The following is a 23,133-nucleotide window of genomic DNA, read 5'->3' as shown; positions in this document are numbered from 1 at the left end:
AAATACTTTCGCGTGGGGATCGTACCGGGGGCGTTATGGAGAGGCCAATGACGGAATCAGAGATTAGAGATCGAATTGTCGAACGTTTGTCGATTCAAAAAGAGTCGCAAGATACGGTATTTTTTCGTGAAATGTTCATCAGCAATTTCGCCCGCCGCGCAGATCTCGTTGCTGTCAACGCAAAATTGGCTGCATTTGAAATCAAGAGTGCGCGAGACTCGTTAGAGCGACTGCCGGGCCAGTTGTCAGTTTACGCGAATCACTTTGAGCAGGTGACGGTCGTCGTTGCGACTAAGCATCTGCTCCAAGTTATGGGACGCTTGCCTCGCAGAGTGGGGCTATGGGAGGCAACGGCTTCGGGCGATTTGAACGAACATCGTAGCGCTCGTAGTCGAAGGGTCATCAAGTCCAATCTGCTCACGTTTCTACCAGTCGATGAGCTACGTCAATTGCTTCGCCGGCATGATCAATGTTCGACTGGTGACCGAGGCTCATTAATCTGCCACGCGAATAAGCTAGACCACGAGACGATTCGAATCTACGTGCTGGAGTTCATGAGGAGGAGAACTGCGAGATTGGAATCGAAACGGAAAACCAATCCACTGCAAGTTCACGGGCAAGAGCGAGTAACGCAGAGCATGGAAAGCAATCTTCAACGATTCCTCTTGCAGGCGCAGACGACGGGGAGCACAACAGCGACTCCCCGTAGGTTGAGTTAGTCTTGGTCTTCTGTGTCTGACGGCGCTGCTGAATTCGCAGCTAGGTATTGCGACAAATCAACTTGCTTCGACAGATGAATATTAACGCGGACCGATATCCAAGAGGCCGGCGCTTTCGCGTGCGGTGTTCCGGATGCAGCAAGCCGGATCATGTCTTCACCCCAAATATCGCGAGAGCCAATATCTGGCTCGACTTCAAGCAACGCTTTCGCGCATTCGACGTAGCCTTGGGCGGGCTGATCACTATTACGCCGCTCGAAAATCCATTCTAATTCGCGTGGGTAGTCTATGCGAGGGACCCATCGCATGATTGTCGCATCGTCGTAAACGACGGAGTGAATTGATCCGTAATCGCCATATCCCGCCACAGCGTCGCCACCAATCTGAGAGTGAAGCGCGCGCTCAGCAATGTCAATCGTCCCGTGTGTTTTTGACGAATCCGCGAAGTCAAGTGCGGACATAGGGAAGCTCGTGCCGAGGATCACTATATATAGTTGGGGAAATTCGTTGCGCAGAGTGTCGATAGTCGAGACAGTGGCCGCATGATATGCGGCGAACGACGCGCGAATATACTGGCAATCAACAAAGACAATGGCGTTAAGAATATCGTCGAGGGAATTCAGTGCTCCAACCACAACATCCGTATCTTGTTTGAAGTCGCGAATTCGAAACGCCACTTTGCCGACTTTTGCCTCGATTGCTCTAGCCTGTTGCGCGACGTCCCTTCTTCGAGCATTTCCACCCATCTGAACAACAGGAATCGCAGCCTCGAATTGACTCGTCAAGTCTCTCCAAGCTTTGAAATGTCCTGAGCCATCGCGCAGCGTCTTGTGTTCCACTGGAAGATGTCGACCATCATCAGTCAGATCGACAATGAATGGGAGGCCTTCCATTGATTCTGCTGCTTTTTCAAGCGAACGACCAAAATCGGTTGCTTTTGGCCAGCGACCTAACGTCAGTAATGGGAGCATATGCCTCTTCCGATCGAGTCTCAACATCTCGAGGCCTTTGAGCTCAGCCTGCCGTGTTCGTAACGCGGGATAGTAGCTATAGGAATCAAACCCGAGGTCCATACTTGGTGTCTCACTTTAAAAGTTTAAAGAAGACGATCAGCCTAAAAAGCCTCGGGCATGTGATCAAGGCGACTTATCCGAATTGACGGATAGCTTCTCCCGTCACAGTCAAATAAGGCCAAGCAAAATCCAAAACAAAGGGCGTGTATCTACGGCGGCCAGATTCGCGACACCAAGGCTCGTCAAATTGGCTCAAGAACGATAGCGCAATCGAGAAGGCTCGACGGATTGATCAATCCGACCACTACATGATCCCTTGACCGCGCCCGAATCCGTTTGACAACCCCAATTCGGTCGCGTAAATTCTGCCGCACGCGTCGGGAGAGCGCGTGGTTTCCGTATGCATCGAAACCGCGCCGCCGAAGGGGCACACCCGCAAACTCTCAGGCAAAAGGACCGACGACGTCGAGGAACGAAGTTCCTCGCACTCTGGAGAGCGGCAGCGGTTTCATCGAAAACGATCGAACCAGCTGCCCACCGAAGGGGCGCGCGATGAACCGCGGCACGACCGTGCACGGTTCGCGCAATCTCTCAGGTACCGAGGACAGAGGGGTCACGCATCGCAACCGCTCAGCGGCATGAGCCTTGCGCGCTGCTTCCGGCAGCACGAAAGGTCCATCCGCCAGGCGAAATGTGCGCTGCGTGGCCTTTTTTGTCTGGCGAACCGAGGCCCCGATGACTTCTCTTCAACACACGCCCCTGCACGCTGCCCACCTCGCGCTCAATGCGCGCATGGTCGATTTCGGCGGCTGGGACATGCCTGTCAACTACGGTTCGCAGATCGACGAGCATCGCGCCGTGCGCACCGACGCCGGCATGTTCGACGTGTCGCACATGCGCGTTGTCGATTTCGAGGGCGAAGCCGTCCGCGAATTCTTCCGGTACGCGATCGCCAATAACGTCGACAAGCTCACGACGCCCGGCAAGGCGCTCTATTCGTGCCTGCTCGACGGCAACGGCGGCGTGATCGACGACCTGATCGTCTACTACTTCTCCGAAACGCGCTTTCGCGTCGTCGTGAACGCGGGGACGGCGGAGAAGGACATCGCCTGGTTCGGCCAGTTGAACGCCGAAGGCGAATTCAACCTTTCCATCACGCCGCGCCGCGATCTGGCGATCATCGCCGTGCAAGGCCCGAACGCGCGCGAAAAAACCTGGCAAGTGCTGCCCGATACGCGCGCGCAAACTCAGGACATCAAGCCGTTCAACGCGGTCGTTTTCCCGTCGACGCCGAATGCCCAATACGGTGAGCTGATGCTCGCGCGCACCGGCTACACCGGCGAGGACGGTTTCGAGATCGTCGTCCCGGCGACGCATGTCGAAGCGCTGTGGAACGCGCTCGCCGCCGCCGGCGTGAAGCCCGCCGGCCTCGGCGCGCGCGACACGCTGCGTCTGGAAGCCGGCATGAACCTGTACGGTCAGGACATGGACGAGAAGGTCTCGCCGCTCGACGCCGGCCTTGCATGGACCGTCGATCTGAAAACGGAGCGCGATTTCGTCGGCCGCAGCGCGCTGGAAGCGCACGGTTCGAAAGCGAACTTCGTCGGGCTCGTGCTGATCAAGGAAAACGGCAAGGCGGGCGGCGTGCTGCGCGCGCATCAGAAAGTCGTCACGCCTCACGGCGACGGCGAAATCACGAGCGGCACCTTTTCGCCGTCGATGCAGGAGTCGATCGCGTTCGCGCGCGTGCCGACGGCCGTTGCCGTCGGGGACACGGTGCAGGTCGTCATCCGCGACAAGCAACTGCCCGCGCGCGTGGTAAAACTTCCGTTCGTGCGCAACGGCAAGGTTCTCGTCGACCTTTCCTGACGCCGTCGCGCTCGTTTTCTCCGATCAAGAACCTCACGAAAGAACCACGCAAGGAGCATTCAATGAGCATCCCGGCCGATCTGAAATACACCGAATCGCACGAATGGGTCCGCACCGAAGCCGATGGCACGCTGACCGTCGGCATCACCGATCACGCGCAGGAAGCGCTCGGTGACATCGTGTTCGTCGAACTGCCCGCTGCGGGCAAGACCGTCGCGGCGGGCGACGCGATCGCCGTGATCGAATCGGTGAAGGCCGCATCCGACATTTACGCGCCGGTCTCGGGTGAGATCGTCGCCGCCAACGACTCGCTCAGCGCGACGCCCGACCAGGTGAACGGCGCGCCGTACGAAAGCTGGCTCTTCAAGATCAAGCCGGCGGGCGACGCCAATCTCGACAAGCTGCTCGACGCCGAAGGCTACGGCAAGTCGATCGGCGAATAACTCATCTCAATGACGATGGCGGCTCGGAAAACGAGCCGCATCGCAGGAATTCACATGAAGCTCGAACACCCGGATCGCCTGATGAACCGCACCTCCCTGTCACTCGCCGCGCTCGAATGCCACGACGCATTCGCCGAGCGGCACATCGGCCCCGATGACGCGGACCAGCGCGCCATGCTCGACGCGCTCGGTTTCGCGTCGCGCGCGGCCTTCATCGACGCGGTGATTCCTGAATCGATCCGCCGCAAGGAAACGCTGCCGCTCGGCGCGTTCACGCAGCCCAAGAGCGAGGCGGAAGCGCTCGCGGCACTGCGCAAGCTGGCGGACGAGAATCTGGTGTTTCGAACTTATATCGGCCAGGGCTACTACGGCACGCACACGCCGGCGGTGATCCTGCGCAACGTGCTCGAAAATCCGGCGTGGTACACCGCGTACACGCCGTATCAGCCGGAAATTTCGCAAGGGCGTCTGGAAGCGCTGCTGAACTTCCAGCAGATGGTGATGGACCTGACCGGCCTTGCGATGGCGAACGCCTCGCTGCTCGACGAAGCCACCGCCGCCGCCGAAGCGATGACGCTGCTGCAACGCGTCGGCAAGCCGAAATCGAACGTGTTCTACGTCGCCGATGACGTGCTGCCGCAGACCATCGAAGTGGTGAAGACGCGCGCTAAGCCCGCGGGCATCGAAGTGAAGGTCGGCCCGGCCGCCGAAGCCGCGAGCGCGAACGCGTTCGGCGTGCTGCTGCAATATCCGGGCGCGAACGGCGATGTGCGCGACTATCGCGCGCTGGCCGAAGCGATTCACGCAGCCGGCGGCCATGTGGTCGCTGCGGCAGATCTGCTCGCGCTGACGCTCATCACGCCGCCGGGCGAATGGGGCGCGGATGTCGCGATCGGCAATACGCAGCGGTTCGGCGTGCCGGTCGGCTTCGGCGGCCCGCACGCGGCGTACATGGCCGTGCGCGATGAATTCAAGCGCCAGATGCCGGGGCGTCTCGTCGGCGTGACCGTCGACGCGCAGGGCAACTCCGCGCTGCGTCTCGCGCTGCAAACGCGCGAGCAGCATATTCGCCGCGAAAAGGCGACGTCGAATGTGTGCACGGCGCAGGCGCTGCTCGCGATCATGGCGAGCATGTACGCCGTCTATCACGGCCCGCGCGGTCTGAAGACGATCGCACTGCGCGTGAACCGCGTGGCATCGATTTTCGCAGCGGGCGTGAAGAAGCTCGGCTTTACGATCGCCAACGACACGTTCTTCGACACGGTCACGATCGACAGCGGCGCGAACACGACCGGGCTGCATCAGGCTGCTTACGCCGCGCATGTCAATCTGCGCCACGTGAGCGCCACGCAGGTCGGCGTATCGCTCGACGAAACCACCACGCGCGACGATCTGCTCAAGCTCTTCGCGCTGTTCGCGGAAGTCGCGGGCAAGACTGAAACGTTCGATATCGACGCGCTCGATCAGGCCGCGTCCGATTCGCTGCCGGCCGAACTGCACCGCACGAGCGAATACCTGACGCATCCGGTTTTCAATCGCCATCATTCCGAACACGAAATGCTGCGCTATCTGCGCAGCCTCGCCGACAAGGACCTCGCGCTCGATCGCACGATGATCCCGCTCGGCTCCTGCACGATGAAGCTCAACGCAACGTCCGAAATGCTGCCGGTGACGTGGCCCGAGTTTGCGCAGATTCACCCGTTCGCGCCCGCCGAGCAGACGGCCGGCTATCGCACGATGATCGATCAGCTCGAACAGATGCTCGTCGCGTGCACCGGTTACGCGGCGGTGTCGCTGCAGCCGAACGCGGGATCGCAAGGCGAATACGCGGGCCTGCTCATCATCCACGCGTATCACGAATCGCGCGGCGAAGGTCATCGCAATGTGTGTCTGATTCCGGCGTCCGCGCACGGCACGAATCCGGCGTCGGCGCAGATGGCGGGCATGCAGGTCGTCGTCGTCGCGTGCGATGCGAACGGCAACGTCGATATCGACGATCTGAAGGCGAAGGCGGAGAAGCATTCCGCGAATCTCGCGGCGATCATGATCACGTATCCGTCGACGCACGGCGTGTTCGAGCGCAATGTCCGCGAGATTTGCGACATCGTGCATTCGCACGGCGGCCAGGTGTATGTCGACGGCGCGAACATGAACGCGATGGTCGGCCTGTGCGCGCCCGGCCAGTTCGGCGGCGACGTGTCGCACCTGAACCTGCACAAGACGTTCTGCATTCCGCACGGCGGCGGCGGACCGGGCGTCGGTCCGGTCGCGGTCGGCGCGCATCTGGCGAAATTCCTGCCGAATCAGGCATCCACCGGTTACAAACGCGATGAGGCGGGCATCGGCGCGGTGTCGTCGGCGCCTTACGGCTCGGCCGCGATCCTGCCGATCTCGTGGATGTACATCGCGATGATGGGCGCGCAAGGTCTCACCGCCGCCACCGAAAGCGCGATTCTCGCCGCGAACTATGTCGCGAAGCGTCTCGCGCCGCATTATCCGGTGCTGTATAGCGGCGCGGGCGGACTGGTCGCGCACGAGTGCATTCTCGATGTACGGCCGATCAAGGAATCGAGCGGTATCTCGGTTGAAGACGTCGCGAAGCGCCTGATCGACTACGGTTTCCACGCGCCGACGATGAGCTTCCCCGTGCCCGGCACGCTGATGGTCGAGCCGACGGAATCGGAATCGAAGGAAGAACTCGACCGCTTCATCGACGCCATGATCGCGATCCGCGAGGAAATCCGCGCGGTGGAAGAAGGGCGCGCCGATCGCGAGGACAACGTGCTGAAGCATGCGCCGCACACGGCGGCGGTGGTCACGTCGGATGCGTGGGCGCACACGTACACGCGCGAGTCGGCAGCGTATCCGTTGAAGTCGCTGGTGACGCGCAAGTACTGGTCGCCGGTCGGCCGCGCGGACAATGCGTATGGCGATCGCAACCTGATGTGCTCGTGCGTGCCGGTATCGGAATACGCGGACGAGTAAGGCATCGCGCAGGAACCTGAGAGAGACCGCCGCCCGAAAGCGTAAAGCATTGTCGGGCGGTTTTGCGGCGCGTTCCAGAACAGCTAACATCTCACCCCGGACCAAAAGCCAAAACAGGGAGTACACATGGCGCTCAAGGTGCGAGAGGTGAAAGGGGCGAACCGCGTGCGTGCGGCGCGAGCGATGCTCGGCGCGATGCTGATCGCGGCATCGTCCGCGCAGGCCGCGATGAATTTTTGCGCCGCGCCCGCGATGCAGACGAGCGAGCGCACCAACGCCGATCCCGGCGTGAAGGCGCTCGTGAAAATGGTGCAATCGCATGTGAGCGATCAGCCGAAGCCGCGCGCGAAGCTGCACACCGAAGGCACGCTGCCGCATGAAGGCATTTACGACGAGAGCATCGAAGCGGAAAAAGACCTCGGCCTGATGCGCGATGCCGCGCTCGCGTGGCGCGCCACCGGCGACGAGCGTTATCTGCGGCTGGTCGACCGTTTCCTGCTCGCGTGGACGACGACTTATCAGCCGAGCTTCAACCCGATCGACGAGACGAACTTCGAATCGCTGATTCTCGCGTACGACCTCACCGCGAGCGCGCTGCCGGTCAAGACGCGCAACGCGGCGAACGCGTTCATCACGAAGATGGTGACCGGTTATATCGCCGATATGGACAAGCAGCCGCGGCCGCTCACCGGCAATTACCGGAACAACTGGCAGAGCCATCGCGTGAAGCTGGTGGCGATGGGCGCGTTCACGATCGATGACCGCAAGCTCATCAACGCGGCGCAGCGGCTGTTCGTCGAGCATATCGGCGACAACATCGCGCCGGATGGATCGACCGTCGATTTCGCCGAGCGCGATGCACTGCGCTACGTCACCTACGATCTTCAGCCACTCGTGACAGCGGCCCTCTCCGCGCGGCGGCACAACCGCAACTGGCTGCCGGAGCGCGCGCAGTCGGGCGCGACGCTCGCCGAAGCGCTCAACTGGCTCACGCCGTACGCGCTCGGCACAAAGACGCACGATGAGTTCGTGAAGTCGTCCGTGCCGTTCGACGCCAAGCGGCGCGAAGCCGGATTGCCGGGTTTCTCGGGACAGTGGGATCCGAAGAACGCGGCTGAACTCTTTCATCTCGCGGCACGTCTCGACGGCCGCTACACGCCGGTCGCGTTGCGGCTCGCACCGGCGCCGCCAGCCTGGCTCGCGGTGTGTCTGCCGCTGCCGGCGCGATAACTCTTACAGGCAGGAGCAGTCATGGCAGTCAGCGTATTCGACCTCTTCAAGATCGGCATCGGCCCTTCGAGTTCGCACACCGTCGGACCGATGCGCGCCGCGCTGATGTTCGCGCAAGGGCTCGAGCGCGACGCTCTGCTGGACTCGACGGCATCGGTGAAGTGCGAGCTCTACGGCTCGCTCGGCGCGACGGGCAAAGGCCACGGCACCGACCGCGGTGTGATGCTCGGCCTGATGGGCGATGCACCCGATACCGTGGATGCGTCGAGCATCGTCGCGCGGCTGGACGCCGTGCGCGCGTCGAAGACGCTCGCGCTGCTCGGCACGCGCAAGATTCCGTTCACGATCAAGGAGAACATCGCGTTCTATCGGCAGGCGTTGCCGGAGCATCCGAACGGCATGAAGCTTCACGCGTTCGATGCGAACGGCGCGTTGCTGCGCGAGGCGACGTATCTGTCGGTGGGCGGCGGGTTTGTCGTCACGGCGGGCGCGGCGAACACGGCAGTGCTAACGGCGTACGAGCATTTGCCGTATCCGTTCCTGACCGGCGACGAGCTCATGAAGATGTGCACGGAATCGGGCAAGTCGATCGCGCAACTGATGTGGGAAAACGAGCGCGTGTGGCGCAGCGAGGACGAAATCCGCAGCGGCCTTCTGCGTATCTGGGACGTGATGCAGGATTGCGTCGCGCGTGGGTGCGGTATCGGTAATCCGGAGGCGGAAGGGCATTTGCCGGGGCCGTTCCAGGTGAAGCGGCGCGCGCCGCAGCTTTACCGGGCGCTGACGGGCAAGCCGGAGCAGGCGCTGCGCGATCCTTTGTCGATGATCGACTGGATCAATCTCTATGCAATCGCGGTGAACGAGGAGAACGCAATCGGCGGGCGTGTCGTGACGGCGCCGACCAATGGCGCGGCGGGCATCATTCCGGCGGTGCTGCACTATTACGATCGCTTCGTGCCGGGGTCGAACACGCAAGGCGTGATCGACTTTCTGCTGACGGCGGCGGCGATCGGCATTCTGTACAAGATGAATGCGTCCATCTCAGGTGCTGAAGTCGGATGCCAGGGCGAAGTCGGCGTCGCGTGTTCGATGGCGGCGGGCGCGCTGGCCGCGGTGCTCGGCGGAACACCGGCGCAGGTGGAGAATGCCGCGGAAATCGGCATGGAGCATAACCTCGGGCTGACGTGCGATCCGGTCGGCGGAATGGTGCAGATTCCGTGCATCGAGCGCAACGCGATGGGTTCCGTCAAAGCCGTCAACGCCGCACGCATGGCGATGCGGGGCGATGGGTCTCACTATGTATCGCTGGATTCGGTGATCAAGACCATGCGGGAGACCGGCGCGGATATGAAGACCAAATACAAGGAAACGTCGCGCGGCGGGTTGGCGGTGAATATTGTGGAGTGTTGAGGCTTCGCGGCTTGCGTCGGACCGAGGTTCGGCGCAAGTCGTCCGTTCGGCGGATTTCTGAACGCAACCACCTTGCTTAGCATGACGATATGAATGTCATGCGGAGCGAACAATGCTGCAAGCTGTCAATACGAATTCCGAAGTCAGTCTCTGCGTTCTCAGCGTGCGGTACGAGGGCAATGACACTGCATCGCATGAGATAGATCTGAATCAGCTGGGTGTATCGATTCAGGGCTTTGCTTCTGTCTTTGCGCTGTGCGCGAACACGCTCGCAACGGGTAGACTCATTCTACAACTCGATGCACTCGATGTTCGTGTGGTTGCGCTTCCCGTCGCCGAACATCATTGCTTCGAAGTCCTGGCGATGGTGAAAAGCATGGCGACTAGCAGAGACCTGTGGTCTGGTGCATTCGGGGCTGTGCTCGCTGTCGTTGTTCAGTATGTACTTTCTCGACGCGATCAAGATCAAATGAAATTTCTAAGTGAAGCCCTGCAGGGCCAAACGAAGTATATGAACGAAGCGCTGCATGCCCTGCAGAGCCAATCGAAGTCCATGAATGAGGCGCTGCAGAATCAATCGAAGCATATGAACGAAGCGCTGCAGCAGTCCCTGCAGCACAATCAACATAACTTCGAAACGCTGAAAGCACTCGCCGACAAGCTCGCCGACGCCCTGCGCCCCGCCGCACGCCAGGCACTGTCCCCCATCGACCGCTCCTGCCAACGCATCGACCTCTACGCCGAAGGCAAGCAGTTCATGACGCTGGACTCCGATCACAAGCGCGCCTTCTCGCCTGGTGCCGGCATGGTCACGGAGCACCTTGAGCCCTACGTCGGCGTCATCTCGCAATTCGACATGACCACAGGCGCATGCAGACTCACGCTGGAAGGCGCAACCTCGCGCATTCCGGCCATCGTGGTCGATCCGATTTTCGATCGCCCGAACAATCGCTACGTGAAAGCGATGACCTCAGCCGATCCGATCCGCTTTCTCGCGAAGGCGGAACTGGACGACGAAGGCAATCCCATTCGGCTCTATATCTCCGACACATCGAAGCCGGAGTTGCACGAGGCGTCGGTGTAATCACGCCCCAATGAGATTCACCACCTTCACATTCCGAGTATCCGGCACTTCCGCATAAGACAGCACCTTCAACTGCGGCAGGCTTCTGCGGAGAAAACGAGCCAGCATCGCACGCAGCGAGTGCTGCACGAGCAGCACCGGCGGCAAGCCCAGATTCTGTTGACGCATGATCGCGTTCTGTGTCGAGTTCATCAGCGTTTGCGCGAGCCCCGGTTCGAGCCCCGGATTCGCCCCCGTCGACAGCGCCTGCGACAGCACGCGCTCCAGCGTCGGATCGAGTCCCATCACCTGCAAGTCGTCCGCGCCCGGATACCACTGCTGCGTGATCGCACGCCCCAGCGCGAGACGCACCGCCGCCGTGAGATCGTGCGGGTCGGACGTGCGCGGCGCGTGTTCCTGCAACGCGTCGAGAATCGTACGCATGTCGCGAATCGGCACGCTTTCGTCGAGCAGGTTCTGCAACACCTTTTGCAGCGTCGTGACCGACAGCACCTTTGGCACGAGATCGTCCGTGAGCGAAGGCGTGTCCTTGCCGATGCGCTCGAGGAGCGCCTGCACTTCCTGACGCCCGAGCAACTCGGCCGCATGCGTCACGACGAGATGATTCAAATGCGTCGCGACGACCGTGCTCGCATCGACGACGGTGTAACCGTACACCTGCGCCTGTTCGCGCAGATTCGTGTCGATCCACACCGCCGGCAGGCCGAATGCCGGATCCTGCGTCTGCGCGCCCGGCAGCGCGGCGGACACCTGTCCCGGATTGATCGCGAGCCACTGTCCCGGGAACGCTTCGCCGACACCCACTTCCACGCCCTTCAGCGCGATCCGATAACCGTTCGGCCGGAGTTCCAGATTGTCACGAATGTGGATGACCGGCGGCAGAAAACCGATCTCCTGCGCGAACTTCTTGCGAATGCCCTTGATGCGCTTGAGCAGTTCGCCGTCGCTGTTGCGATCGACGAGCGGAATCAGCCGATAACCCACTTCCAGCCCGAGCGGATCGATGAGCGACACATCTTCCCAGCTCGCCTCCGCATTTTCCGCCGATGCAGCCGCCGCGCTCGCCGCGAGCGGCGTGACATCGGTGACGGCGCTGGCCTTCTTCTTCGCCTCGGCGCGCTTGTTCATCGTGCGCGCGGCGTAGATCAGTCCGCCGCCGAGCAGCATGAACGCGAAATGCGGCATGCCCGGAATCAGACCCATGATGCCGATGATCACGCCCGTGATCATCAGTACGCGCGGATTCTGGAACAACTGGCCCGTCAGCTGCGTGCCGATGTCTTCCTCGGTCGCGACGCGCGATACGATCACGCCCGCCGCCGTCGAAATGATGAGCGACGGAATCTGCGCGACGAGGCCGTCGCCGATGGTCAGCAGCGTGTAGTTGGTCGCCGCGTGCCCGAAGTCCATGTCGTGCTGGAGCATGCCGACGATCAGCCCGCCCACGACGTTGATCACCATGATCAACAGGCCCGCGATCGCATCGCCGCGCACGAACTTGCTCGCACCGTCCATCGAACCGTAGAACTCGGCTTCCTGCGCCACGGCCTGGCGGCGCTTCTTCGCGGTTTCCTCATTGATGAGGCCGGCGTTCAGATCGGCGTCGATGGCCATCTGCTTGCCGGGCATTGCGTCGAGGGTGAAGCGCGCGCCCACTTCGGCGATCCGCCCCGCGCCCTTCGTGATCACCATGAAGTTGATGATCATCAGAATCACAAACACGACGATACCGACCGCGAAATTCCCGCCGACGAGAAAATGCCCGAACGATTCGATCACCTGACCCGCCGCATCCGGGCCGGTGTGGCCTTCGAGCAGCACGATACGCGTCGACGCCACGTTCAGCGACAGCCGCAGCAACGTCGAGAACAGCAGCACGCTCGGGAACGCCGCGAAGTCGAGCGGCTTCTGCGTGTACATGCTGACGAGCAGCACCATCACCGACAGCGCGATGTTGAAGGTGAACAGCAAGTCCAGCAAAAACGCGGGCAAGGGCAGAATCATCATGCCCAAGATCATGCAGATCAGGATCGGGCCGGCGAGGGCTCGCAAGTTCTGCGTGCCCAGCGCGTCGGGCCGTTTGGCGAAAAATCCAGCGCGCGCGTTCATGCTGCGGCTCCCTTGTCAGTGTTGTCGCCGGTCAGGGCCTCGGAGGCTTCCTGTTCGGCGTCGGCGTCGGATACGCCGCCCTTGTCCAGTTCCTTCGGCACGTCGAGATCGGACGGTTCGTCCGGCTTCGTGCCGCCATCTTCCTTGTAGCGCTTGAGCTGGTAGACCCACGCCAGCACCTGCGCGACCGCGCCATACAGCGCGCCCGGAATCTCGCGGTTGATCTCGACGTTGTGATACAGCGCGCGCGCCAGCGGCGGCGCTTCGAGCAGCGGCACGTTGTGCTCGCGGCCCAGTTCACGGATACGCCCCGCGACCAGATTCACGCCTTTTGCGACGACCTTCGGCGCGCGCATCTGGCCATCGGTGTATTTCAGCGCGACGGCGAAGTGCGTCGGGTTCGTGACGATCACATCGGCGGTCGGAATCGCCTGCATCATCCGGCGACGCGCGGCCGCGCGCTGCTGCGAGCGGATCTTGCCCTTGATGTGCGGATCGCCTTCGTTTTCCTTGTGCTCGCGCTTCACTTCTTCCTTGCTCATGCGCAGCTTCTTGGCGTGCGAGTAAAGCTGATACGGCACGTCGACGGCTGCGACCAGAAACAACCCGCCGATCGCCATGCCGCAGCACACGAAGATCAGATGCATCGCGTCGGCGAGCGCGAGCGTGAGCGGTTTCGTCAGCAGGCCGAGCACTTCGGCCTTGCGGCTCCAGATCGCCGAGCCGGCCATGCCGCCGACGACCATCGTCTTCAGCATCGACATGCCGAGCTGAACCGGCCCTTGCGCCGAAAAGATCTTGCCGAGACCGCTGATCGGATTCAGACGCCCGAAGTTCGGCGCGAGCGGCTTCGTCGTGATGAGCCAGCCGCCGAGCGCCATCGGTGCGGCGAGCGCGGCGAAACCCGTCAGCACGAGAACCGGCAGCACCGCGAACATGCCTTCCTTGCCTGCGTTCGCCGCGCCGATCATCATCTGGCGCGTGTCGAGCACGGTCGCGTGGTCGAAGGTGAACGCGCCGCGCAAGATCGATTGCAGATGCTGGCTGATCGGCCCCGACAAACCCCACACGCCGAAAAATCCCGCCGCCAGCAGCGCGAAGGACGCGAGCTCCCGCGAACGCGCAACCTGGCCTTCCTCCCGCGCCTTTTCCAGGCGCTTGGGAGTGGCTGATTCGGTTTTTTCGAGATCGCTTTCTTCTGCCACCGGGCCTTACTCCGTTGCTTGCATCGTTGTCAGTGCGGGCGGCGCGAAGCCGCTTTTTGATGAAAACGATTATTGCGGATGGCGTCGAGCGGCCATCGACGGATAAGGCTGGGGAAAAGGGGGTTATTCGGTAGATGAAAGCGCGGGAAACGAAAGCGGCGCGTGCCTCGCAGGAAGCACGCGCCGTTCGATGAGTAGTGCGCGTCGGACGATCAGCCGCCCGGCACGCGGCCATCCGGGCCGTAGAAACCGGCTTTGGACGGCGCGACCTGCAAGGCGGCGAGCGCTTTGCGGTTGTACTCCATGCGTGTGCGGATCAGCACGCCATTGTTATTGTTGCCCTGCTTCGCGCGGCGGGCCGCGGCAGTGAGCAACGCCCATTGCTCGGCGATCTGGCTGTCGTCCGCGGCGGCGGCCTCCATGCCGACGAAGCCGGCAGGGAAACCGAGCGCGTTCAACTGCTCGTCGCGCGCTTTTTCGAGCGCGGCGATGCGCTCGGTGAGCGCGGTCTTGTTCGCGATGATCTCGGGCAGCACCGGCAGCGGCTGCGCCGCGATCAGCGCTTTTTCCTCATCGGCGAGGAGGGATTCGAAGGCCTGTACAGCGGCGACTTCTTCGGTGACGGTGGCAAGCAGGGCGTCTCTCATTGCATCGCTCGAAAAGCGGTTTCACAAAAGCCGCCGGTGTCACGAACGCCGCTCGCCGCCGCGCGCCTCTTTGTCAAAGGCGCGGCCGGGTCACTGCGTTCAGCCGCCGGTCGGCGGGGTTCTCGTTTGCAGCAGATCGCGGGCGGTGCTCAAAATGCCGTCGGCGATCTTGCTCGTATCCATCTTCAGACTGCCGTCGCGGATCGCAGCCTTGATCGACTCGACTTTCGCCGTGTCGATGTCCGAACTGTTCGATGCGCGCAAGTCGCTCGACAACGATGACAAGCTCACCGTCGAGTTCTTCGCCGGGCTCGCGCCCGACTCTTGCGCGGCGCCCGTGGCGCCCTTCGCGTCGTTTTGCGACGCGCGTTGCAGGTTGTCCTGAAGGCCCGCCAGCGTGGTGTTGCTATTCGTTTCGATTTTCACGATGTCCATTCCCGAACGTGTTGAGTCTTTTATCGGCGAGGGTGCTTGAAAACTTTACCCTGCCGGGGACCGCCAACTGCCGTTCGCCGCGCTTATCGCCCTGAGAGCCTTATCTGGCGGGCATCGAGCGCATTTGCAACAAAATGAAACAAACGTGGGGGACCGAACACTTCGCCCGTTACAGCGCGATTTCCACCGTCTGACTGTCCTTCACGATGCCGGTGATGATCTGGCCACCGGCGGTTTTTACACGAACCTGTTGGCCGGGCGCGGCGTTGTTCATCGCGGTGCCGTCGGCGGAAATCGAAAAGCCGGAGCCGCCGGCGACCACATGCACGTTCTGGCCGATCGCCACCGAGCTTGCCGCGCGCAGCATGTCGGTGCGCAGCGGGAGTCCTGCGGGCACGCGCGACAGCGCGACCGCGCCGACGGCCTGCGCCGGGTCGGTGACGATGGCTTGCGGCATCGCGGTGAGATCGCCGTCGCGGGCGACCAGATCGGCGTTGCTCAGCACCTCGCCGGGCGCGATGGCGCGCGCGGCCAGATAGTACGTGGCGTTGATCGACACGCGCGCCTGTACATAGAGCGTCCACGGACGCTCGCCGACGCAGCGCACGCCCACCGTCATGCGGCCCCAGAGCCGCGCGCCGGTGGGCATGAACGGATCGAGCGACGAGCAGGCGGCGAGGCCGCGCGGGAAAACCGGCGTGACGGTGATGTCGACCTTGCCCGGCAGACCCGCGGCCTGTTGCTGGAGAAAATTGAGCGCGGCGACGCGGATCGATTCGCCGTCCTGCATCGTCGCGGGCGCTTGCGGCAACGCGGCGGCGACGGGAGCGGCAGACGGATTGAAGCTCACGCGTCTCATCGGCGATGCAGCGCCGGCGACGGGCGCCGCCGGGCTTGCCGCCACGGGTCTCGTATTCGTGTTGCGAACGGGCGCGCCGTCATCCCGCGTCACGACGACGGGCATCACGTCGCGCGAAGCGGACACGGCCGACGCTTTCTGGAGCACAGGCGCGGGAGCAGCGGCTTTCGCCTCGCCCGCTCCCGGAATGACGATCATGCCGCTCGCATCGTTCATGGAATCGTCGGCGGCATCGGCGCGGGCTTCGAGCGCGAGCGCGGCATTGCGCATGGCGGCGTCGGCGGCTTTCGTCGCCTGGCGATAGCCGCTCGGACGCGCGCTGTCAGGCGCAGGCAGCGCCGCGACCGGAGCCGGCGCGCGCGACACCGACGCATTCAGACTCTTCGCCATATCGGCTGCGGCGGCGGGATTGGTTTCCGCGTTGCCCGGAATGACGATCGGGCCGTCGCTCTGCTGCGCAAACGCGCTCGCCGCGACGCCCGAGAACAGCAGGCCACACAGCGTGCGGCGCGCGAACGTCGCTGCGGCGCGAGCCGTAGGGTTCGATGCACGCCTGGCGGACCTGCTCATCGACTTTCTCCATACCTGATTCGAACGGGCCGCAAAACACGCGGCGACTACTGACGAAACGAATTCTAGATATCGGCTGGCGCGGGCAAGCGCCGAATAGAGGCCCCGTTTCCCGGTTATTCGTCGGATTAGTTATTGCGCGCCGCTCCTAAGATTCGTGTCATGCAAAAAGGCCTCGGCGCTGCCGACAGGAGAAACCGCAATGCTAGACAGACTCGACAAGGAATTCGCTTTTGGCCGTGAGGCGCTCGACGTGCGCGCGTATCGGCAGGAATTGCTGTCGTCGAACATCGCCAACGCCGATACGCCCGGCTACAAGGCGCGCGACGTCGATTTCTCGACCGCGCTGTCGGGCGCGCTCAAGCAGAGCGGCGGCGCCTCGAACAATTCGACGCTGAAGATGGCGCAGCCCGTCAGCGTGAGCACGAGCGGCGGAATGGCCGCGACGGCGAAGGGCCACATGAGCGGCACGTCGAAGCTCGCCGCGTCGGGCGGTTCGAGCGACGACTACGGCAAGCTCGCCTATCGCGTGCCGAGCCAGCCGTCGCTCGACGGCAACACGGTCGACCTCGACGCCGAGCGCGTGCAGTTCGCGGACAACGCGCTGCACTTCGAGGCGGGCATGACGGTGCTGAGCTCGCAGATCAAGTCGATGCTCTCGGCGATCACGTCGAACAGTTAAGGAATAGCGATGCCCTCTTTGATGAACATCTTCAACGTCGCCGGTTCGGCGATGTCCGCCCAGGCGCAGCGCCTGAACGTCACCGCGTCGAATCTCGCGAACGCGGACAGCACGACCGGCCCGGACGGCCAGCCGTACAAGGCGAAGCAGGTCGTGTTCGCGGTCGATCCGCTCGGCGGCGCGCGCACCGCGTCGGGCCAGCAGGTCGGCGGCGTGCAGGTGACCGGCGTGATCGACGATCCGACTCCGATGAAAACCAGCTACGACCCGAGCAACCCGGCGGCGAACGCGGACGGCTACGTGACGTTGCCCAACGTCGATCCGGTGCAGGAGATGGTCAACATGATTTCCGCGTCGCGTTCCTATCAGGCGAACGTCGAAACGCTCAATACCGCCAAGCAATTGATGCTCAAGACCCTGACCATCGGAACCTGATTCAGACATTCAAGGAACACAACGTGACGACCAGCACAACCATCGGCAGCAACGGCACCAACGTGTCGAAGACGCTGCTCGACACCATGAACGGCACGTCGTCGAGTTCGTCGACGACGTCGACCTCGGCGACCGGCGCGCAATCGGCGTCGGATCTGCAGAACACTTTCCTCACGCTGCTCGTGACGCAGCTGAAGAATCAGGACCCGACCAATCCCGCAGACAGCTCGCAAATGACCTCGCAGCTCGCGCAGATCAACACGGTGACGGGCATCGGCCAGTTGAACACGTCGCTGTCGTCGCTCGCGACGCAGCTTTCCGCAGGCCAGCAGACGCAGGCCGCGCTGCTGATCGGCTCGAACGTGCTCGCGGCAGGAAACAGCATGACGGTGTCGAGCGGCGCGTCGTCGAGCTTCGGCGTGCAGCTCGCCAACGATGTGAGCGACCTGCAGATCGTCGTGAAGAACTCGTCGGGCCAGATCGTCAACACGCTCGATCTCGGCGCGCAAGGCGCGGGCGTCGTGCCGGTGACGGGCTGGAAGCCGGTCGATTCGAAGGGCGCCACGCTCGCCGACGGCAGCTACACGATCACCGCGCAAGGCACGATCAACGGCCAGCAGGCGACGGCGACGACGCTGTCGGCTTCGCAGGTCCAGAGCGTCGTGCAGATGACGGGCGGCGCGCCGGGTCTGAAGCTCGCGAACGGTTCGACGGTTGCGCTGACGAGCGTCGCTTCGATTCTTTGATTCCGCATTCACGGAGATACAGAACATGAGTTACCAACAAGCACTGAGCGGTCTGGGCGCTGCATCGAGCGACCTCGACGTGATCGGCAACAACATCGCGAACGCGAACACCGTCGGCTTCAAGCAGGGCGCGGCGCAGTTCGCCGACATGTACGCGAACTCGATGGCCACGGCCGTCAGCAACCAGATCGGCATCGGCACGCGTCTGTCCGAAGTGCAGCAGCAGTTCTCGCAAGGCACGATCACCACGACCAATCAGGCGCTCGACGTCGCGATCAACGGCAACGGCTTCTATCAGTTGTCGAACAACGGCTCGGTCGTATATTCGCGCAACGGCGTGTTCCATCTCGACGACACCGGCAAGATCGTCAACTCGTCGGGCCTGCAGTTGATGGGCTACGCGGCGGATTCGAGCGGCGTGGTCAACAGCGCGAGCACGGTGCCGCTCACGGTGCCGACCGCGAACATCGCGCCGACGGCGACCAAGACGATCACCGCCGCATTCAACCTGAACTCGCAGGACAGCGTGAAGGCGGCCGCGGACTTCGATCCGACCAACGGCAACACGTACAACGCGTCGACCTCCGTCGATGCCTACGACTCGCTCGGCGGCACGCAGAAAGTGTCGGTGTACTTTACGAAGTCCGGCACCAACTCGTGGGAAGCGTTCGCGGGCTACGGCGATCCGGTCACGAGCAAGACGGATCTCGGCCCGGTCACGTTCGATTCGTCGGGCAACCTGACCTCGGGCAAGACCTTCACGTTCACGATTCCGGACGGCGCGAGCGCGACGGCGGGCGCGACTCAATCGCTGACGCTCGATCTTTCCGGCACCACGCAGTACGGCGCGAAGAGCGGCCTCACGAACCTGCATCAGGACGGCAACAGCACGGGCGAGCTGACGGGCTTCACGGTCGGCAGCGACGGCATGCTGACGGGCAACTACTCGAACGGCGAAACGAAGGCGCTCGGCCAGATCGCGATTGCGAACTTCAATAACCAGAACGGCCTGCAGAACCTGGGCGGCAACGTGTACGCGCAGACCGCAGCTTCGGGCGCGGCGCAAGTCTCCGTGCCGGGTTCGACCAACCACGGCACGCTGCAGGGCGGCGCGGTGGAAAACTCCAACGTCGATCTGACGAGCGAGCTCGTGAACCTGATCACCGCGCAGCGCAACTATCAGGCGAACGCGCAGACGATCAAGACGCAGCAGACCGTCGACCAGACGCTGATCAATCTGTAAGCATCGGCCGCACGCAAGGAAGGAAGCGATTCATGGACCGTCTGATCTACACCGCGATGACCGGCGCAAGCCAGGCTCTCGAGCAGCAAGCCGTCGTGGCGAACAACCTCGCGAACACGTCGACCACGGGTTTCAAGGCGCAGCTCGCGGCGTTCCGCCAGGTGCCGATGTCGTTCGAGAACCAGTCCGCCGATGGCACGACGCGCACTTTCGTGCTGTCGTCGACGCCGAACGCGGACTACTCGGCGGGCCCGGTGCAACAGACCGGCAATCCGCTCGATGTGGCGGTTCAGGGCCCCGGCTGGCTGACCGTGCAGGCAGCGGACGGCAGCGAGGCGTACACGCGCGCGGGCAATCTGCATGTGGATCAGAACGGCCAGCTCGTCACGGCGAACAACCTGCCGGTGCTGGGCGGCGGCGGTCCGCTGTCGATCCCGCCGGGCGCGGAAGTGACGATCGGAAAGGACGGCACGATCTCCGCGCTGATTCCGGGCGACCCGCCGACGGCGATCGCGGTGGTGGATCAGCTCAAGCTCGTGAATCCCGATCCGGCGACGCTCACGCGCGGCGACGACGGTCTCTTCCGCACCGCGACCGGAGACCCCGCCGATGCGGACCCGAACGTCGTCGTGGCCGGCGGCGCGCTCGAGGGCAGCAACGTGAACCCGGTCTCCGCGATGGTCTCGATGATCACCAACGCGCGCCAGTTCCAGATGCAGACCAAGCTGATGGAATCGGCGGACCAGAACGAACAATCGGCCAACAAGTTGCTGAACTTCAGCTAAGCGGCGAAGACAAGACACTCAGGAAACAGACATGAATCGCTCTCTCTACATCGCCGCGACCGGCATGAATGCGCAGCAGGCGCAGATGGACACGATCTCGAACAACCTCGCCAACGTGAGCACGAACGGCTTCAAGGGCTCGCGCGCGGTGTTCGAAGATCTGCTGTATCAGACCACGCGCCAGCCGGGCGCGAACTCGACGCAACAGACCGAACTCGCGTCGGGCGTGCAGCTCGGCACCGGCGTGCAACAGGTCGCGACCGAGCGCCTCTATACGCAGGGCAACCTGCAGCAGACCGGCAACTCGAAAGACGTCGCGATCAACGGCCAGGGCTTTTTCCAGGTGACGATGCCCGACGGCACGACCGCCTACACGCGCGACGGCTCGTTCCAGACCAACGCGCAGGGCCAGCTCGTCACGTCGAGCGGCTATCAGCTGAACCCGGCGATCACGATTCCGCAGAACGCGACCTCGATCACCATCGGCTCGGACGGCACGGTGTCGATGGTGCAGTCGGGCAGCACGAACAGCACGACGGTCGGCGCGATCCAGCTCGCGACCTTCATCAACCCGGCCGGCCTCGAAGCGCGCGGCGAAAACCTGTTCTCCGAGACGGGCAGCTCCGGCGCGCCGAACGTGTCGCAGCCGGGTCTGAACGGCGCGGGTTCGCTGCAGCAGGGCTATGTGGAAGCGTCGAACGTGAACGTGGTGCAGGAACTGGTCAACATGATCCAGACCCAGCGCGCCTACGAGATCAACAGCAAGGCCGTGACCACGTCCGACCAGATGCTGCAGACGCTCTCGCAGATGCAGGTTTAACGCTTCAAACGAGTCACGAAGATGTCGCCTACTCAAATCCTCTCGCGTGCCACGATCGCCGCGCTCATTGCAGCGCTCGGCGCGTGCGGCCTCGTGCCGAAAGAGCCGATCGTCCAGCAGCCGATGACCGCGCGTCCGCCGCAGCCGCCCGTCGGCACGCGTTCGCCCGGCGCGATCTACAACGCGGGCTACGCGGGCCGGCCGCTGTTCGAAGACCAGCGTCCGCGCAACGTCGGCGACATCCTGACCATCGTGATTTCGGAAAACGTCAACGCGACGAAGTCGTCGGCGGCGAACACCAACCGCGCCGGCAACGGCTCGTTCTCCGTGCCGACGACGCCGGGTCTCTTCGGCGGACTCTTCAACAACACGAACCTGTCGGCCACCGGCGCGAACAAGTTCACCGCGGCGGGCGGCGCGAGCGCGGCCAACACGTTCAGCGGCACGCTCACCGTCACCGTCACGGACGTGCTGCCCAACGGCAACCTGATGGTGAGCGGCGAAAAGCAGATGCTCATCAACCAGGGCAACGAGTTCGTGCGCTTTTCAGGCGTCGTCAATCCGACGACCATTTCGGGCACCAACACCGTGTTCTCCACGCAAATCGCCGACGCGAAAATCGAATATTCGGCGAAGGGTTACATCGACGAAGCGCAGAACATGGGCTGGCTGCAGCGCTTCTTCCTCAACGTCGCGCCGTTCTGATCATGAATCCGCTTCTTCGTTTCGTTTCGTTCTCGCTCGCAGCGGCGCTCGTCGCGCTCCATACCGCACCGCCCGCACACGCCGAGCGCCTGAAAGACCTCGTCTCGTTCCAGGGCGTGCGTGACAATCCGCTGATCGGTTACGGACTCGTCGTCGGTCTCGACGGCACCGGCGACCAGACGATGCAGACGCCGTTCACCACGCAATCGCTCACCAACATGCTCGGCAACCTCGGCATCACGGTGAATTCCGCGACGACGCAGAACATGCAGTTGAAGAACGTGGCCGCCGTGATGGTGACCGCGACACTGCCGCCGTTCGCGCGCCCCGGCGAGGCGATCGACGTGACGGTTTCGTCGCTCGGCAACGCGAAGAGCCTGCGCGGCGGCACGCTACTGATGTCGCCGCTGAAGGGCGCCGACGGTCAGGTGTACGCGATGGCGCAGGGCAACCTCGTCGTCGGCGGCGCGGGTGCGAGCGCGAACGGCAGCAAGGTGCAGGTGAACCAGCTCGCCGTCGGTCGCATTTCGGCGGGCGCGATCGTCGAGCGCGCGGTGCCGTCGGCGTTGCAGCAGCAGGGCGGCGTCATGCAGATGGAACTGCGCGAGATGGATTTCGACACCACGCAACGGATCGTCGCGGCGGTGAACAACCAGTTCGGCATGGGCACGGCGCTCGCGCTCGACGGCCGCACGATTCAACTGCGCGCGCCGCAGGATGCGAGCGAGCAGGTGTCGTTCATGGCGCAACTGCAGAACATCGACGTGCGTCCGGCGCAGGCCGCCGCGAAGGTGATCCTGAACGCGCGCACCGGCTCCATCGTGATGAACCAGATGGTCACGCTGCAGAACTGCGCGGTTGCGCACGGCAATCTGTCGGTCGTGATCAACACGAAGACGGCGGTGAGCCAGCCGGGCGCGTTCTCGAATGGCCAGACGGTTGCCGCGAAGGAATCGTCGATTCAACTGAAGCAGGACAGCGGCGCGCTCAAGATGCTCAACGCCGGCGCGAATCTCGCGGATGTCGTGAAGGCGCTCAACGCGCTCGGCGCGACGCCGGCGGATCTCATCTCGATTCTTCAGTCGATGAAGGCCGCGGGCGCGCTGCGCGCAGACCTCGAAATCATCTAAGGAACGAAA

The 23,133-nt window shown here is 63.0% G+C and carries 21 protein-coding genes and 2 riboswitches; of the genes, 15 read left to right on the top strand and 6 right to left on the bottom strand.

Annotation, left to right across the window (positions count from 1 at the left end; all coding sequences use genetic code 11):
* The first annotated feature begins 47 nt into the window (after positions 1-47).
* Positions 48-719 (top strand): sce7726 family protein, encoded by a 672-nt coding sequence (locus tag AWB80_RS07560; protein WP_160147420.1) that lies wholly within the window; start codon positions 48-50, stop codon positions 717-719.
* On the opposite strand, the gene AWB80_RS07555 is transcribed toward AWB80_RS07560, so the two are convergent.
* Complete coding sequence (locus tag AWB80_RS07555; protein WP_061174038.1) at positions 716-1,792, bottom strand: beta family protein; 1,077 nt, start codon at positions 1,790-1,792, stop codon at positions 716-718. The genes AWB80_RS07560 and AWB80_RS07555 overlap by 4 nt on opposite strands.
* A gap of 308 nt (positions 1,793-2,100) precedes the next feature.
* Positions 2,101-2,201, top strand: a riboswitch (glycine riboswitch).
* Positions 2,202-2,211: 10 nt separating this feature from the next.
* Positions 2,212-2,350: riboswitch (glycine riboswitch) on the top strand.
* A gap of 117 nt (positions 2,351-2,467) precedes the next feature.
* Between AWB80_RS07555 and gcvT the strand changes: the two genes are divergently transcribed.
* From gcvT to AWB80_RS43125, 6 genes are all read left to right on the top strand, one after another.
* Positions 2,468-3,601, top strand: coding sequence for a glycine cleavage system aminomethyltransferase GcvT (gcvT, locus tag AWB80_RS07550; RefSeq protein ID WP_061174037.1), 1,134 nt, complete (start codon positions 2,468-2,470; stop codon positions 3,599-3,601).
* A 62-nt stretch (positions 3,602-3,663) separates the two neighbouring features.
* The gene (gcvH, locus tag AWB80_RS07545; RefSeq protein WP_061174036.1) at positions 3,664-4,044 is read left to right on the top strand and encodes a glycine cleavage system protein GcvH; all 381 of its coding nucleotides are present in this window, start codon (positions 3,664-3,666) and stop codon (positions 4,042-4,044) included.
* 54 nt (positions 4,045-4,098) lie between these two features.
* On the top strand, positions 4,099-7,029 hold the full coding sequence (gene gcvP, locus AWB80_RS07540; protein ID WP_061174035.1) for an aminomethyl-transferring glycine dehydrogenase: 2,931 nt from the start codon (positions 4,099-4,101) through the stop codon (positions 7,027-7,029).
* A gap of 126 nt (positions 7,030-7,155) precedes the next feature.
* Positions 7,156-8,259, top strand: a complete 1,104-nt coding sequence (locus AWB80_RS07535; RefSeq protein WP_061174034.1) for an alginate lyase family protein — start codon at positions 7,156-7,158, stop codon at positions 8,257-8,259.
* A 21-nt stretch (positions 8,260-8,280) separates the two neighbouring features.
* Positions 8,281-9,669, top strand: coding sequence for an L-serine ammonia-lyase (locus tag AWB80_RS07530; RefSeq protein ID WP_061174033.1), 1,389 nt, complete (start codon positions 8,281-8,283; stop codon positions 9,667-9,669).
* Positions 9,670-9,781: 112 nt separating this feature from the next.
* Positions 9,782-10,753, top strand: coding sequence for a DUF7946 domain-containing protein (locus AWB80_RS43125; RefSeq protein WP_143327990.1), 972 nt, complete (start codon positions 9,782-9,784; stop codon positions 10,751-10,753).
* Here the strand turns inward: AWB80_RS43125 and flhA are convergent, their stop codons facing one another.
* From flhA to flgA, 5 genes are all read right to left on the bottom strand, one after another.
* Positions 10,754-12,862 (bottom strand): flagellar biosynthesis protein FlhA, encoded by a 2,109-nt coding sequence (gene flhA / locus AWB80_RS07515; protein ID WP_061174030.1) that lies wholly within the window; start codon positions 12,860-12,862, stop codon positions 10,754-10,756.
* Entirely contained in the window at positions 12,859-14,067 is a 1,209-nt protein-coding gene (flhB, locus tag AWB80_RS07510) for a flagellar biosynthesis protein FlhB (protein WP_061174029.1), read from the bottom strand. The genes flhA and flhB overlap by 4 nt, the downstream gene beginning before the upstream one ends.
* Positions 14,068-14,279: 212 nt before the next feature.
* Positions 14,280-14,714: a flagella synthesis protein FlgN gene (locus AWB80_RS07505; protein WP_061174028.1), complete on the bottom strand. Its 435-nt coding sequence runs from the start codon at positions 14,712-14,714 to the stop codon at positions 14,280-14,282.
* A gap of 99 nt (positions 14,715-14,813) precedes the next feature.
* The gene (gene flgM, locus AWB80_RS07500; RefSeq protein ID WP_061174306.1) at positions 14,814-15,140 is read right to left on the bottom strand and encodes a flagellar biosynthesis anti-sigma factor FlgM; all 327 of its coding nucleotides are present in this window, start codon (positions 15,138-15,140) and stop codon (positions 14,814-14,816) included.
* 178 nt (positions 15,141-15,318) lie between these two features.
* The gene (gene flgA / locus AWB80_RS07495; protein WP_061174027.1) at positions 15,319-16,578 is read right to left on the bottom strand and encodes a flagellar basal body P-ring formation chaperone FlgA; all 1,260 of its coding nucleotides are present in this window, start codon (positions 16,576-16,578) and stop codon (positions 15,319-15,321) included.
* A 202-nt stretch (positions 16,579-16,780) separates the two neighbouring features.
* Here flgA and flgB point away from each other — a divergent pair, with 202 nt between their 5' ends.
* The 8 genes from flgB to AWB80_RS07455 are packed head-to-tail and all read left to right on the top strand — an operon-like array spanning position 16,781 to position 23,124.
* On the top strand, positions 16,781-17,260 hold the full coding sequence (gene flgB, locus AWB80_RS07490) for a flagellar basal body rod protein FlgB (RefSeq protein WP_061174026.1): 480 nt from the start codon (positions 16,781-16,783) through the stop codon (positions 17,258-17,260).
* Positions 17,261-17,269: 9 nt separating this feature from the next.
* Positions 17,270-17,695 (top strand): flagellar basal body rod protein FlgC, encoded by a 426-nt coding sequence (flgC, locus tag AWB80_RS07485; protein ID WP_044041731.1) that lies wholly within the window; start codon positions 17,270-17,272, stop codon positions 17,693-17,695.
* A gap of 23 nt (positions 17,696-17,718) precedes the next feature.
* Positions 17,719-18,441 (top strand): flagellar hook assembly protein FlgD, encoded by a 723-nt coding sequence (locus AWB80_RS07480; RefSeq protein ID WP_061174025.1) that lies wholly within the window; start codon positions 17,719-17,721, stop codon positions 18,439-18,441.
* A gap of 25 nt (positions 18,442-18,466) precedes the next feature.
* Positions 18,467-19,684 carry a flagellar hook protein FlgE gene (flgE, locus tag AWB80_RS07475; RefSeq protein ID WP_061174024.1) on the top strand — a complete coding sequence of 406 codons (1,218 nt, stop codon included), beginning with the start codon at positions 18,467-18,469 and terminating at the stop codon, positions 19,682-19,684.
* A 32-nt stretch (positions 19,685-19,716) separates the two neighbouring features.
* Positions 19,717-20,469, top strand: coding sequence for a flagellar basal-body rod protein FlgF (gene flgF, locus AWB80_RS07470; protein ID WP_061174023.1), 753 nt, complete (start codon positions 19,717-19,719; stop codon positions 20,467-20,469).
* 31 nt (positions 20,470-20,500) lie between these two features.
* The gene (gene flgG, locus AWB80_RS07465; protein WP_061174022.1) at positions 20,501-21,289 is read left to right on the top strand and encodes a flagellar basal-body rod protein FlgG; all 789 of its coding nucleotides are present in this window, start codon (positions 20,501-20,503) and stop codon (positions 21,287-21,289) included.
* 21 nt (positions 21,290-21,310) lie between these two features.
* Positions 21,311-21,994 (top strand): flagellar basal body L-ring protein FlgH, encoded by a 684-nt coding sequence (locus AWB80_RS07460; protein ID WP_061174021.1) that lies wholly within the window; start codon positions 21,311-21,313, stop codon positions 21,992-21,994.
* 2 nt (positions 21,995-21,996) lie between these two features.
* Positions 21,997-23,124: a flagellar basal body P-ring protein FlgI gene (locus AWB80_RS07455; protein ID WP_061174020.1), complete on the top strand. Its 1,128-nt coding sequence runs from the start codon at positions 21,997-21,999 to the stop codon at positions 23,122-23,124.
* Positions 23,125-23,133: the final 9 nt, after the last annotated feature.

The sequence above is a fragment of the Caballeronia pedi genome, from assembly GCF_001544915.2.
Classification (GTDB): Bacteria; Pseudomonadota; Gammaproteobacteria; order Burkholderiales; family Burkholderiaceae; genus Caballeronia; species Caballeronia pedi.
Note: the sequence above shows the minus strand (reverse complement) of the source record. Positions and strands in the feature narration are given on the sequence as shown.